Consider the following 14,277-nt stretch of genomic DNA (forward strand, 5'->3'; position numbering starts at 1 on the left):
CCTGCTGCTTTTACATACTATTTATTCAATATACCTATACAAATTAAACGACTTCTCTTCTAAATAATAAATATGAGACATAAACCCATGAAACACTCGAAACAAAATCAACAAATCCTTCGGTAGAGACATGGTCTTATCAAAAACCTTAGACCCCATGATAGTATTCAGTTTATAGGTAAGCTTCCAATACTTAAAATCAAAATCTTCATCTACCAGAAGGGGCTCAAAAATCGTATCCAAAATAGGAATCAAAGCCCTGCCATAACTATTTAAATCCTCCCCATGAAAACCCAATGAAACTAGTAAATCAGGAACTACTCCATAGGACTCATTCCTTAGGCATAGAATTAATTCCTTAAAGTGCATGACAAAGGAAGAATCATATTGCTTCACGCAACCAAAGTCAATGACTTGCAAGGTCAGTTTGCCATCTAGTCTTTCTACAAAAAAATTGGCGCTATGGGGGTCTCCGTGGAGGATGTGATGCCTAAATAACCCATCAAAATAAAAACCAGCCAAAATATCGAGAATTTCCCTTTTCTCTTCTTCTCTAGCAGTAGATAAAAACTCTTTTAAGGATATACCGCTGCACTTTTCTTCTACAAGGATATTCTCAGAAGAATATTGGGAATACAGAAGAGGGATATGAATTTGATGATGACGTTGAAAGGCTTCTTGAAAGAGCTTTAGCTGCTCTGCCTCATAGGTATAATTGGTTTCACTTTCTATAATTTGCTCAAACTCTTGAAGATGGCGAATCAGCAAGTCCTTACTTTCCTGAGGGAAACGAAAGAACTTAAACACAAACCCAAGGGTGCTCTTTAAAAACTTCCAGTCATGGGTAAGACTTTCCTTGATCTTAGGATACTGGATCTTTACGATGACCTTTTGGTCGTTTAATCTGCCGCCATAAACCTGCCCGATAGAAGCTGAAGCCAGGGGCTCCTTGTCCAACTGAATCTTGTGGTTCGTCAGGTTTAGGGCACGCTGGTATAGTTCCTGATCCTTATAGGGAATCCCCTCATCCAAAAGATTCTCAAAGGACTTAAACTTTCTCCGATCTACGAGATACAAAAACTGCCCATATTTCTGGGGAACCCCCTTCATCTCCCCAAGGATATGAAAAAGCTTCTCCTGATCAGCACCGCTTTCTTTCATAATATGAACAAGAAATTTGAGTAAATTATATTTTCTTTTTAGACTCATACACAATACCTCTCCATAAAACGCAAATTCGATGACTTTAATTCTTTAGAATAGTATTTATCTTTAGCAGCAATATTATCAATAACGAGGTTCTATGTAGGGAACAGGCATGCCTGTTCCGCAAGAACAGATGGACAGCATTAGATACTAGCCTTGAAAAAGAGAAAGGGAGAATTTATTCTCCCTAAGGTTTTATTTTTTTACCGATCACCGTTAACCGTGCACCGCGTACCGTCTTTTACTCTTCATACCGATCAAACAACTCTGCCCATTGGGTTTCTTTCCTTAACTTTGCCATTCTCTTCTTGCCTTTATCGGGCCACCAGATATAGTCGTGGTAGAAGAAGGAACCAAAAATAAAGATATTCACCAGCGGTGTCTTAAAGAAAACATCCTGAATCCGCTTCAATGGCCCAAACCACAAGAAATCTCCAACCCTAGAAGCTAAATTATCTCCAACGGTAAAGCCCCAGCTTTCCTTTTCAATATCTTCCCCAATAATTTCGATATCTTCCATCTTGCCTACACCCAATCCTCGATCATGGGCTAACTGAATATATTTCAATTCCTTATATGGATCAAAGCCCATCATTTTGGCGGCCACTGCATCGATGGCAACCTGGTCATCACTGGCGAGGATAAAATCCTTCTCGATTGGCAGCATGGTTCTAGGCCCAGGGCCATTTCCTGCTACCGTACCGTCCATTACCGCGAAGATACCACTATGAATTTCCTTCTGAATGGCCAAAAGATCGACCAAGGTCTCATGAATCACACTATGGGTATAGTGACGTTTAGAGTTCAACAACCCACCAAAGGCATTCTTCATGGCGCCTGTGGTGGTGGTATAGATATGACACTTCATGGTTGGGAGATGGAGTACATTCTTATCAAAGAAATAATCAGGAATACGGATACCCTTCTTAAAGATTTCATCCAAAGCTAGCATCTCCGCCTTTGGCGTATACTCCACCCACTTCATGTCTTCTTCCTTGAAGTTAAATAAAGTAGGAATATTATAATTCTTTAATATTGGAACATACTTATTCATTTTTTCTCCCTTGAAGGGATCTGTTACCACCGTATTGTTCTGAACACAAGTTACTTTGTCATACCCATGTTTTTGAAGCCCTTGGATTACCCCTTCTAGCTGCCAAGGGGTTGTATTGGCACTCAAATAAGGAAAATGCCAGCTGATATTGTCTTTCAGAATCGTTGTCTTGTCTTTAGGAAGATACTGCTGGAAATCAGCCATCTCCATCAGGCGAATATAATCTTCTAAAACCGTCTCCGGCCTTGTTTTCAATACTACAACTTTCGCTTTCTTTTTCATCATTCTCCACCTCATCTATTAGTCACCAGTCGCCAGCTGCCGGTCGCCAGTTTTTATAGCTTACTGTTGGCTCATCGCTACTGGCCACTCGCTACTCGCTCTTAAAACACCCTATAGACACACTTACATGATTTTAACCTTAGCCTTAACCTGCTCTTAATCTTTTCCTCCATACATCCTCTTCTGCACAGCTACCAAGCCAATTAACCCAACGGCTACCCCTAGCCATAACGTGGAAAATCTCGTAATGATCGTCGTAGCCACAGCGATATCCTTTGGCAGCTTCATCATCATCAAAAGTCCCACGATACTACCTTCAGCTGCGAACAATCCTCCTGGCATCATGGATACAGCGCCTACGATAGAAGAGAAGGAAACTGTAAAGATAGAAGCCAAAAGAGGAAACTCAATACCCATGGCCTTCACCGTAAAATAAATCACGACTCCCTCAAAGAACCAAGAAACAATCCCAATCCCGATGGCAAAGAGCAAAGGCTTCCATTTTAAAATAATATAAGTCTTGTCATAGAAGTTTTCTATGGCTGATCCAAAGCGGTTCACCAAGGAAATCTTCTTCAAGATAACTATAACATAATGGACTAGCTTAGGAGATTGTACGAATAGAATAAATGCCATCATACCAAGAAGTACAAAAGCCAAAATACCTTTCCCATAATTATAGGACAGTGTACCGATACTGGCCAACAGGAGCATACTGATTCCGTCCGTCAAACGTTCCCCCATAACGAGAGGAGCCGTACTGCTAATCGGAATATTTGCTTTTTCCTTCAAAAGATAAGATTTCAACAACTCCCCAATCTTCCCTGGCGTCACCGTCATACACAAGCCACTGATAAAGATGAGGAAGCTATCCTTAGTGGGCACCTTCGCATCAATCAAATGAAGATAATATGACCACTTTACATATCGCAGCACATAGTTCATGGGCGCAAGAAGTAGGATAATCGGCAAATACCTATAATTAAAATGACTAAATACCTTTATCAACTTATCTATATCTGAATAAATAGATAGTCCTGCAAAAACAACAATACCAACAATCAGAGAAACAAATAGCTTCTTCTTTAGATTACTTAAATCCAATAAAGCACCTCCCAAATCAACATGCGGAACGGATGTATCCGTTCCCTACCCACGATCTATTTCAAATGTAGGGAACGCGGCACTGCCCGTTCCATCTAACAACGACGAACCCTAAATATTACACTGTCCGTTCTGCAACTTAATCATGATAGAAATTACTATAAAACTTATCCAGATGCCACTGCATAGGGTTGTTACGAATATATTCCCTGACATTATCTAAAGATTCATCTTTTCTGATGATATGATCATAGTAGGACTTTTGCCATTTGAAGTCCATTCCACCATTCATTTTACGAATTTCCCTTGAAACGGATGCCTTATATGGACCAATGATTCTAGATAGATTCTGCCCCTGTAGGGAACGGATATATCCGTTCCCCATGGTCAGCACAAGGATTCCATGAATATGATTAGGCATGACCACAAATTCATCAATTGATATATCTTTAAAATGTTCAGGAATAGACAGCCAATGATTTCGCGCAATAATACCTAGCTTATTTAAATGCATTTCACCATCTTCAATCATACCAAATTGATTTTTATAAGATTTGGTACATATGGTGATAAAATAAGCACCGGCTTGAGAATAATCATATCCAGATAATCGATTCAGTTTACGATTTGGGTATTCCATAACATCACCTTCTACAAATTTATATCATGCGGAACAGGCATGCCTGTTCCCTACAGAACATGTGTATTTTCATGGGATATATCTGCATGTAGGGAACGGATATATCCGTTCCGCATGGGTAGGGATTCAAAACGCAGGGAACGCGGCACTGCCCGTTCCGAAAGGATCTACAGAAAATACAATATTCCTACACAACTAACAACCCACAATAATATATCAATAATCAACGGCTTGTCATTCAGTAATACCAACTCAGGGGTTTCCCCCATATCTTTCGTATGGGCGATATATTGATATCTAAAAATCCCATAGATCACAAAAGGAATCGTTGCCATCATGTAAATAGAATTGTGGCTATTAAAGGTATATAACGAATATGCCATTACAGTAGAAGACGTAACGATATGAAGCATGTCATCAATCAGCTCAGGGGTATACTCCTCTAAAATCTTTCTCGTCGTCTTTTGACCGTTGGCCACCAGTTTCATTTCACTCTTGCGCTTATGAAGAGCAAGGAACATGGACAAAAGAATCGTACACAGCAGCAACCACGGCGAAATCCTCACATCCACCAATACCGCCCCAGCCACAGCCCGTAAAACAAATCCAACCGCAATCGTCATCACATCCAAAATAACAATGTGCTTTAAATGAAAGGAATATAGAGTAATGAGCGCAAAATATGCAATCCCAAGGTAAGCAAAGATTGTGTTTAATTGAAAGGATACTATTACAGTAGTGACAAAGAGTATAATAAGGAAGAAAACCGCCTGTCTTACAGAGACCAACCCAGAAGCAATAGGGCGTTTACGCTTCTTAGGATGAGCTCGATCTTTTTCTAGATCGATGATATCATTAATAATATAAACAGAACCTGAAAACATACAGAATAATAAAAATCCCAGACCAGTCGTACCAAGCAAACCATAATCAAAAAGGTTATTTGAAAATATCAAACCCGCAAAGACCAATAAATTCTTCGTCCACTGCTTAGGTCGCATAGTCTTAAGTAATCCACTTATAATTACAAACAAATTTCTCTGTTGAACCAGTGCTTTATTTTCCATAGTAATTAAACTCCTTCTTAAAATACTGTCGTATATATTGCTGCGGAACAGGCATGCCTGTTCCCTACATCAAACTATCAGCCAGTAGCGAGAAGCGAGTAGCCAGTAGAGAACAGCGACCATCTCTATCATATCATTTTTCCTTCCTTATATAAACTGGAAATTGGTGAAGGAATACGCTGTAGTAATATAAAAAAGTTTATATTAGCAGCAGGAATTCAAATTTCACCGTCGAATATAGACATACTGGAAAAATACAGAAAATTATGATCTCATGTGATTCCCCTTATGGGGAGGTCTGCTCTATAGATAGACTACCTCAACGGGTACTGGATATCGCGTACCGTGAACCGACCTTACCTGCGTAATCTACATGTAAAGAAATGTAATCTTTCTGTAATGGAATTTTACCTAGGGATTATGTATAATTAGTTTAGTAAATGGATAACATTCAGATGGATTCAAGTGGTAGCAATGTTACACTTATATTACAATCTCATCCAGTTGGTTGACTAAGGGGGCTAGGATTGGTATAATGAATGATGTACGTAAGCGTTGTCCTTTGCAAGCAGATTAGCAAAACAAGCTAATAGGTTTGCAAAGGGTAATGAAAACCCTTATAAAAAAGTTTATCGGTAGCTTGGAATTCTCTTATACATAGGTGCACCAAACATGTATAGGCTAAGGAAGAGCGAAAGATAAAGCATTCATTTTTACATTGGGGGAAACTCCAGAAAAAACAAACACAAATTAAAAGGAGGAATTTTAGCATGAAGAGAAAGTTATCTCTTTTATTGGCGATCGTAATGATTTTATCATTAGTGCCAATGAGCGCATTCGCAGCAAGCAAGACTAGAGTAGACAAAGTGCCATCTGTTGCTGCTGATCATGATTTCCTAGCAGCTGGCAATGAGCCAACACTGTACATCACAGAGGATAAGGATGCTTTTGATGATGGAACAAATGGTGGAGAAATATTTAGATTAGTGCTTACTAATGCTAAATGGCCAGCACAAGCAGATTTAAATGCAGAGTTTACTGATGCTCAATTAGTAACAAGATTGTCAGACTCAACTGTTGAGGTAGTAGTTTATGGTACTGGTGCAACAGACGAGTATGCTTTCCCATTGGTTGCTGAAGTAACTGATGAAGGTGAAGTGAAAGTTACAGTAGACAACAGAGACAGTATCGTTTCTTCTGGAACTTATACTTTTGCAGTAGCTGGAAAAGGTAAAACTGTTGCTACAGTTGATAAGTCAAAAACAATTCAATATGGATCAGGTGAAACTGGTGCTAGAATTCTTATCGACGAGGTAACTGTAGGTGCTGTTGACGAATCATCTAAGGTAGAATTCGTATTACCAGATGGTTTCGAATGGACTACAGGTACAGTTGTAAAAGACTTTAATGGTGCAACGATTTCTACGTATACAATTGACAAAGAAGAGTTAACAGTTACTTTTAATCCTGGTGCTGCTGGTGTTAGAAGAACAGCTTTCGTTACTCCTGTAATCAAAGTAACAAAAGATGCTGACCTTGGTGATGTATTAGTTGATATCCATGGTGGCGGAGACGTTGCTGGCGCTAAAGATTTATTAGTTGCTAAGTACAAAGACTATGCAGTTACTGTAGAACTTGACAGTGATTTAGAAAAATTCAATGCTGGTGTAGTAGCAAATGATGAAATCGAAGTATTAATCGAAGAAAGCATTGCTAACTCACTTATTGATGGAAGAATGATCGAATTCGAATTACCTGAGTGGGCACAAATCCAAGATGGTAAGAATGTAACATACAGCATCAATGGTGGTGTTGAAGCTACAATTGAAACTGGTGATGAAACAGAGAACACAAGTGAATTTGAATTCAAATGGGTAGATCCAGGTACATCTGGAGCAGACGATATCCTTATTACATTACCACTTACTTTCGAAGCTGACCAAGCTGGCGATTTAGTGTTAACTGTAAAAGGTGCTGGTATTGAAGAGCAAGAAGTTAAGATTGCTGAAGTAATCGCTCCTATTACTGCAGAAGTAAAAGTTGCAGATGTAAAGATTGGTATCCAAGATCAAGATGCACCAGAAATCATCATTACTGAAAACGTAGAAGGTGCTTTAATCGAAGGTGGAGACCTAGTATTATCATTAAGCAGTACTTTAGGTATGACATTCGAAGATGCTGACTTTGAAGTTATCTCTGGAGATCTTAAATTAGGCGATTCTAAAGTTAATGATCATTCATTAGTAGTAGAAATCGACAGAGATTCTCATGAAGCTTCTAAGATCAGAGTATACAACATCAAGATGACACTTGACAGAACAGTTCCAGAAGGACCATTTGATTTATCAGTTGGTGGAAGCGCATTAGTTGAAAATGCTGACTATAATGATGAAGAGTTCGCTAACAATGTAGCTAAGTTTAAGTTTGCTAACGTTGTAACTAAAGCAGGTGGTACAGTTGCTACTACTTCTAAGTTTGTAATCGGAAGCACAACTTACAAAGTACTTGTTGGTGGCGTAGAAGTAGAAAAGACTATGGACGTAGCTGCGTTCATTCAAGATGGTAGAACATTCTTACCAATCAGATTCGTTGCTGAAGCTCTTGGTGTATCTACAGATAACATTGTATGGAACAACGAAGCTAGAACAGTAACAATCATGAAGGGTGACAGAGTTGCTCAAATGGTAATCGGTTCTAACGTATTAACTGTAAATGGTGTTGCAGTTCCTATGGATACTGCTGCAATGATCAAAGATGGTAGAACAGTTCTTCCAGTAAGATACGTTGCTCAAGCACTAGGCGCAGAAATTCTTTGGGATGCTGCTACTCAAACAGTAACAGTTAACCAATAATTCTTAACTCAACAAACAAAAGTGGACTCCTTCGGGAGTCCCTTTTTATATCATTAGTCAGACATTGTATGAAAAAGTACGTATATAAAAATGAAGGAGGGAAATATATGATCAAGAATAAAGTAAAATATGTGGCTATGGGAATGGTTATAGGATCAATTGTAACCATGAGTAGTCAAGGATTTGCAAATACCCCAATAAACCCAGTTACAGCGTTTGTATCAAATCTTATTCAGTTTGATATAAATGGAGAAAAAGCAGAATTACCAAGTGATTATGAAGTCTTAATTTATAAAGATCGTACTTATGTTCCTGTTCGTTTTATAAGTGAGCAATTAGGTGCAATCGTAGATTGGAATGATGATACAAAAGTTATTAAGATTGAGTCCCAAATAAAAGAAGAGAAACCGACAGGCCATAATTCTGACTCAACCGTAGACGATAATACTCAAGAGGATGAAATTAAAAAAGACTATAAAAAGATACCAGTAACTTATAATGACATTGACATGCTGTTGGGGATATCCGCTATCACTGAAACTGATGACGAATGGAAAGTTCATATGATATTAGAGAATAAAGGAACCACACCTTTGCAGATCCAACCAGGTGAGACGAAGATTGTGGTGGATGGTAAAGAATACTTTATGAAAGATGTACCGCTCAACAAATTGGATACCAAATGGTATAGTGACGTAAGGGAAGAAGAGAGACTCGAAGGATATATTAGTCTTCCTAAATTGCATAAAGATCCTCAGAAGCTGGATTTAAAAGTAACAGTACTTAAGAATGATGGTCGGGATAGAAAGAATGAGGTTGAGTTTAATATCTTACTGGACAAATAAAAAACACGGGAGATGTAAAAATGAAGCGTAAAAGTAAAAAGCTGATGAGCAGCATCTTAATTACGGCGATGTTGGCAGTAGTACCTACGTTTGTTAGTGCGAATACAAATTCAGAGATTGAAATATACATTAATGGAGTCAAACAAACTTATGACACCGTACCTATGATCAAAGCAGACAGGACTTTAGTGCCTATGAGGGGAATTTTCGAAGATTTAGGTGCGGAGATCACTTGGGATGAAAGTAACCGTACGGTCAAGGCTGTAAAGGAAGATATAGAGATAGAGCTGAAAATAGATTCTCATTTTGCTAAGAAAAATGGTGAGACGATACAGATGGAGGTACAGCCATTTATCTATGAAAATCGTACGATGATTCCTCTACGCTTCGTTAGCGAGGCATTGGGTGCTGATGTGGCATGGCAAGGGGATACAAGAACGGTGAATATTGCCACAAAAAAGGCAGATACAAATGCTGAGGCAGGAGATACTATACCTAGTAAGGGAAATGTCATTACTTATGATGATGCCATCAAAAGGGCCATTGAGAGGAACTACGAACTAAAAAATAAGGAAGCTGCTTTAGAAAAGGCAGAAATTAAATATGACAATGTGTATCTATCACCTGGATTTTATAATCCAACCTTGATTCAAGCGAAAAAAGGCCTAGCTACAAGTCAAGAGTGGGCAGAGAAAGAAGTGACTCTTACAAAAGAAGCTATTGAATACCAAGTCACCAACACTATGAATGAGATTAATATGCTGAAGAGTGAAGCTGCTCTATTTGATAAAAAAATAGCAAACGGGCAGACTAAGCTAAAGATAGCTACCTTAAAGGCAGAAACAGGCCTTGAGAGTCAATTTAACTTAGACCTAGAAAAGAAAGCTCTAGAGCAGTTGGAAAAACAAAAGGAAATACTTGATAAGACAATAAGTAACAGCTTTATTAAACTGGATCAAATGATAGGACTGCCAGAAAAGGAAAGACCAGCAATAGAAGACAAGATTAGCTACCGACCAATGGAGGCCATTGATATAGATCATTTGGCAAGGACTGCATCTTACGAAGATCCATACATCTGGTCGTTGGAAAAACAAATTGAAAGTGCTGAATTGGGTATAACCCTCTATGAATACAATGTGGGGAACGATCCATATGCTGTGAAGGAAATCGATGTAAAAACAGCTAAGAATAATTTGGCCGAGTCCAAAGAAAAACTACAAGAATCTTTAAAAACCAGATATAATCAGGCAAAAAAGTTAGAAGGCAGCTATGATATTCTAGAAATCAATCTTGGGAATGCTGAAAAAAGTCTAGGAATCCTACGAGTGCAATTTGATCTTGGTATGGCAACAGAGATGCAGTTAAGAAATGTTGAACTTGATATTGAACAATTAAAACATGACATGAAGGATATGGCTGAACAGCATCGAAAGTTAGTAAAGATTATTGAAAAACCATATTTAGCACCTGATTATCTATAAAGAAACATAAAAAATCACTATGGAACATCCATCATAGTGATTTTTTATGTTTCCCCTTATAAGTCTTGCTATTTGTTACTATTATATTACATTTGTCGATTTTAGAAGGATTTGGGATAAAGATATAGAAATAATTGTTAAGAAAAAAAGGATAGGAGGATTATGGTGAAGATGAAGAAACAAGTGAGTATAATTATCTTAATTGTAATGATATCGATGAGTACGATCGGCAGCTTTGGAGCCACGGTTTTCTCAGATATTGATAGTGTGCCATGGGCAAAGGATTTTATTAACAAGATGGCAGATAAGAGTATTATTAAGGGATCTATGGACGACAAGACTTTAAAGATCGTTTACAGACCAAGTGCAAATGTGAGTTACAATGAAGCAATACAAATGATATACAACTTTCTTAAGGCAACAAATCGACTAAAAAGTACAACGGGGTTAGTAGCCAAGTATCAAGCAAGTCTCACAGTAAATAATATCCCAACATGGGCACAAGAAGCAGTAGCCTATGCACTGGAGGACAAAATTATTACATCAGGGGATCTTGGAAGCTTTATGAAGGGCGATAATCAAAATCCTGCCCGTAGAGTAGATGTGGCGATGTTTGTGGGAAAAGCATTAAATATGGAAGATGAGCTTAGTATGATTCCAATCTTAGATTTTAAAGACGCAGAAACGATTATTAAGTCTGCTATGCCTTATGTTGAACTTTTAGCAAACAAGAAAATAATAAGTGGAGATTTAGATAAGAAGTTTAACCCAAACAATCCGATCACAAGAGCCGAAATGGCAGTTGTTTGCTCTAAGACCTACGATCTTTTGATGGCAACAACTAACAATACGACACCAACAATCCCTACAACACCAACGACCCCGGCACCAGCAACCAACTATGAAACAAAATTAAGAGTGATTGATTTTATCAATAGTGATGCCACCATGATGGTTGTGAAGGATGACAAAGGGAATACAGAAGTTTACAGCATGGATGTCACTATACTGGTGAAAAAAGGAAATTCTTTTCTTAGGGCGAGGGACTTAAGGATAGGGGATACCGTTAAACTTAGTTTAGACAACAAGGACAAGCTAGTTAGCATTGAAATTGACAATAGTTCGGCTGACTTCACAGGTATACTTCAGTCCATTAAAGATTACGATAATTATCATCTAATTGTTGTTAAGGACAAGCTGGATCCAATGATTAAAAAAGAATTTAAAATCGATGACGATACAGATATACGACTAGATGGAAAGTCGGTCTCCACTAGTAAGCTCTATGAGGGTGACAGTATTACTGTAAAATCCATGGGATTGAGGGCAACAAAAGTAACCATTGAGTCCAGTGAAATGACCTATGAAGGAATCTTAGAAGAAAATAAGTATCATACCATCAAGGTAAGGACCAATAACAATCAAGTAATCGAACTTGAGGTTTCTGACCGAGTGTATGTTAGAAGAGACGGCAGTAGAAGTGATATCATAGACCTGATGACAGGAGATATTGTAACAGTAACTGTGGAATATAATGAGGTAACAGATATTAGAGCCATCGCAAGGAGTGTAGAGAGTGAGGATGAAGGAACCATCAAGGCTATTATAATTGGCTCTCCTTCAAAGATTACCATTGTTTCAAAAGATGATAATGAGGAATATACATATGAAATATCTAGTAATGTAGATGTGAAAATTGGCAGAGATTATGCTAAAATTTACGATTTAAGACCGGGCTATACCGTAGAGTTAGAGATAGAGAATAAGGTTGTTATGGAAATTGATGCTGAAAAGGTAGAAGAGAAGAATACAATTTCCGCGGAAATCACTAGGGTATATAGTGACATCAATAGATTAAAGGTAGAGTATATTGACTCGACTACAAGAGAAAGGGTCATTCGATTTGTGGAAGTCTCTGATGATACGAGGATCATATCTAGTGATGCCACATCAATCAGATTATCTCAGCTAGGTTCCGGTGATGAAGTGTTCATTGAAGGATACTATGTAGATGATTTGTTCGTGGCGAAGCGAATTATCCAGCTTGATTAAAACATGTGATTTTAAATGGAAGTAAACAGAAAGCCTGTCAAGTGAAAATTCTATTCTTGGCAGGCTTTTTATTTTTGCGCAACATAAAGGTGGATTAGAAGGAAAACAATAATCTTTGTAGAAGTAAATAAAGGTTAGTGTATTCAACGACTTATGAAAGTCATAGATAGCAGAAAAAAGAACTATTAGGAGGAGTAGAAATGGAAAAAGCAATGATCAGAATGAGAATGAGTATGCACGATGCGCACTATGGCGGTAATTTGGTGGATGGGGCGAAGATGCTGCAGTTATTTGGAGATGTGGCGACAGAGCTGCTAATCCGTAATGATGGAGACGAGGGACTTTTTGCAGGCTATGACAAGGTGGAGTTTAAAGCGCCTGTGTTTGCAGGAGACTATATAGAGGCCGTAGGGGAAATCGTGAGTGTCGGAAACTCATCAAGAAAGATGGTGTTCGAAGCAAGAAAGGTAATCATCCCAAGACCAGATATCAATGAGTCAGCTTGTGATGTTTTAGATGAGCCTGTTGTGGTATGTAGAGCAGAGGGAACCTGTGTGGTGCCTAAGGATAAGCAGAGAAGGAAATAGATAAAGGTTAAGGCTAAGGTTGAGGTTAAGGAAAAGATTGAAAAGAAGATTCAGATTGAGGAAAAGGTTTTTCTAGTGTAGGGAACGGTCAGTGACCGTTCCGCTAGTAAGTAAGAACATCGGAACAGTTACTTACCGTTCCTTACATAGTACGAATAAATTTGGAGAACCAGAGCGAGAGGATGAAAAATATGCAAAAACTAATAATTACCGCTGCCATTTGTGGAGCGGAGGTTACAAAGGCTCAGAATCCTAATGTGCCATACACAGTAGAGGAAATCGCAAGGGAAGCACAGTCAGCTTATAAAGCAGGGGCTAGTATTATCCACCTGCATGTTCGCAAGGACGATGGAACACCAACTCAGGACAAGAACCGATTTAAAGAGTGCATCGACGCCATTCGTAAGCTGTGCCCAGATGCCATTATTCAACCATCTACAGGTGGTGCTGTAGGGATGACCGACATGGAACGTCTCCAATCCACCGAGGTAGAAGAGGCAGAACTAGGACTTAAACATCCAGAAATGGCTACCTTAGACTGTGGAAGCTGTAATTTTGGCGGAGATGAAGTATTTATCAATACAGACAATACCATTATGAACTTTGGAAAGATCATGATCGAGAGAGGGGTAAAACCTGAGATTGAGGTCTTTGATAAAGGCATGATCGACATTGCACTGCGTATGCATAAAAAAGGATATATCCAAGCACCGATGCATTTTGACTTCGTATTGGGCGTGCAGATGGCTGCAACGGCTAGAGACCTTGCTTTTATGGTGGACAGTATACCCCATGGGTCTACTTGGACTGTAGCAGGCATCGGTAGAAACCAATTCCCTATGGCTGCATTGGCGATTGTTATGGGGGGACATGTACGGGTAGGCTTTGAAGACAATGTATTTATTGATAAGGGCATACCTGCAGAGAGTAATGGTCAGTTGGTTGAAAAGGTTGTAAGAATTGCCAAGGAACTAGGTAGAGAGATTGCAACCCCAGCAGAGGCTAGAGAGATATTGGGATTGAAACCGTTAAGTTGCTAGTCACTAGATGATAACAGAAACAGAAATAGAATACCTATCTGCAAATTGCATATAATACTATATT

Annotated in this window: 11 protein-coding genes; 6 read left to right on the forward strand and 5 right to left on the reverse strand. The window is 38.6% G+C overall.

The window, feature by feature from the left end; genetic code table 11:
- Positions 1 to 21 precede the first annotated feature (21 nt).
- The 5 genes from K0R93_RS02535 to K0R93_RS02555 all read right to left on the reverse strand — a co-directional run bounded on the left by K0R93_RS02535 (position 22) and on the right by K0R93_RS02555 (position 5,353).
- Positions 22 to 1,209, reverse strand: a complete 1,188-nt coding sequence (locus tag K0R93_RS02535) for an AarF/UbiB family protein (RefSeq protein ID WP_300297112.1) — start codon at positions 1,207 to 1,209, stop codon at positions 22 to 24.
- 238 nt (positions 1,210 to 1,447) lie between these two features.
- Complete coding sequence (locus K0R93_RS02540; protein ID WP_300297115.1) at positions 1,448 to 2,542, reverse strand: DUF362 domain-containing protein; 1,095 nt, start codon at positions 2,540 to 2,542, stop codon at positions 1,448 to 1,450.
- Between the two features lie 156 nt (positions 2,543 to 2,698).
- Complete coding sequence (locus K0R93_RS02545; RefSeq protein ID WP_300297118.1) at positions 2,699 to 3,646, reverse strand: lysylphosphatidylglycerol synthase transmembrane domain-containing protein; 948 nt, start codon at positions 3,644 to 3,646, stop codon at positions 2,699 to 2,701.
- Positions 3,647 to 3,785: 139 nt separating this feature from the next.
- Complete coding sequence (locus K0R93_RS02550; RefSeq protein WP_300297120.1) at positions 3,786 to 4,286, reverse strand: transposase; 501 nt, start codon at positions 4,284 to 4,286, stop codon at positions 3,786 to 3,788.
- A 167-nt stretch (positions 4,287 to 4,453) separates the two neighbouring features.
- Positions 4,454 to 5,353: a decaprenyl-phosphate phosphoribosyltransferase gene (locus tag K0R93_RS02555; protein WP_300297123.1), complete on the reverse strand. Its 900-nt coding sequence runs from the start codon at positions 5,351 to 5,353 to the stop codon at positions 4,454 to 4,456.
- Positions 5,354 to 6,123: 770 nt separating this feature from the next.
- Between K0R93_RS02555 and K0R93_RS02560 the strand changes: the two genes are divergently transcribed.
- From K0R93_RS02560 to K0R93_RS02585, 6 genes are all read left to right on the forward strand, one after another.
- Positions 6,124 to 8,205 (forward strand): copper amine oxidase N-terminal domain-containing protein, encoded by a 2,082-nt coding sequence (locus K0R93_RS02560; protein WP_300297126.1) that lies wholly within the window; start codon positions 6,124 to 6,126, stop codon positions 8,203 to 8,205.
- Positions 8,206 to 8,312: 107 nt separating this feature from the next.
- Positions 8,313 to 9,050, forward strand: coding sequence for a copper amine oxidase N-terminal domain-containing protein (locus K0R93_RS02565; protein WP_300297128.1), 738 nt, complete (start codon positions 8,313 to 8,315; stop codon positions 9,048 to 9,050).
- A 20-nt stretch (positions 9,051 to 9,070) separates the two neighbouring features.
- A complete protein-coding gene (locus K0R93_RS02570; RefSeq protein WP_300297131.1) occupies positions 9,071 to 10,534 on the forward strand; it encodes a stalk domain-containing protein in 1,464 nt (487 codons plus the stop codon).
- Positions 10,535 to 10,705: 171 nt separating this feature from the next.
- Positions 10,706 to 12,586, forward strand: coding sequence for an S-layer homology domain-containing protein (locus tag K0R93_RS02575; RefSeq protein WP_300297393.1), 1,881 nt, complete (start codon positions 10,706 to 10,708; stop codon positions 12,584 to 12,586).
- Positions 12,587 to 12,786: 200 nt separating this feature from the next.
- The gene (locus tag K0R93_RS02580; protein ID WP_184310027.1) at positions 12,787 to 13,173 is read left to right on the forward strand and encodes a hotdog fold domain-containing protein; all 387 of its coding nucleotides are present in this window, start codon (positions 12,787 to 12,789) and stop codon (positions 13,171 to 13,173) included.
- Positions 13,174 to 13,364: 191 nt separating this feature from the next.
- A complete protein-coding gene (locus tag K0R93_RS02585; RefSeq protein ID WP_300297139.1) occupies positions 13,365 to 14,213 on the forward strand; it encodes a 3-keto-5-aminohexanoate cleavage protein in 849 nt (282 codons plus the stop codon).
- The last annotated feature ends 64 nt before the right edge of the window (positions 14,214 to 14,277 follow it).

Source organism: Anaerosolibacter sp. (assembly GCF_029240175.1).
Classification (GTDB): domain Bacteria; phylum Bacillota; class Clostridia; order Peptostreptococcales; family Thermotaleaceae; genus Anaerosolibacter.

Excerpts from the sequence above, each read along its gene's own strand:
- K0R93_RS02535 (WP_300297112.1), bottom strand. The coding sequence starts at position 1,209 with ATGAGTCTAAAAAGAAAATATAATTTACTCAAATTTCTTGTTCATATT.
- K0R93_RS02540 (WP_300297115.1), bottom strand. The coding sequence starts at position 2,542 with ATGAAAAAGAAAGCGAAAGTTGTAGTATTGAAAACAAGGCCGGAGACG.
- K0R93_RS02550 (WP_300297120.1), bottom strand. The coding sequence starts at position 4,286 with ATGGAATACCCAAATCGTAAACTGAATCGATTATCTGGATATGATTAT.
- K0R93_RS02555 (WP_300297123.1), bottom strand. The coding sequence starts at position 5,353 with ATGGAAAATAAAGCACTGGTTCAACAGAGAAATTTGTTTGTAATTATA.
- K0R93_RS02560 (WP_300297126.1), top strand. The coding sequence starts at position 6,124 with ATGAAGAGAAAGTTATCTCTTTTATTGGCGATCGTAATGATTTTATCA.
- K0R93_RS02565 (WP_300297128.1), top strand. The coding sequence starts at position 8,313 with ATGATCAAGAATAAAGTAAAATATGTGGCTATGGGAATGGTTATAGGA.
- K0R93_RS02570 (WP_300297131.1), top strand. The coding sequence starts at position 9,071 with ATGAAGCGTAAAAGTAAAAAGCTGATGAGCAGCATCTTAATTACGGCG.
- K0R93_RS02575 (WP_300297393.1), top strand. The coding sequence starts at position 10,706 with ATGAAGAAACAAGTGAGTATAATTATCTTAATTGTAATGATATCGATG.
- K0R93_RS02580 (WP_184310027.1), top strand. The coding sequence starts at position 12,787 with ATGGAAAAAGCAATGATCAGAATGAGAATGAGTATGCACGATGCGCAC.
- K0R93_RS02585 (WP_300297139.1), top strand. The coding sequence starts at position 13,365 with ATGCAAAAACTAATAATTACCGCTGCCATTTGTGGAGCGGAGGTTACA.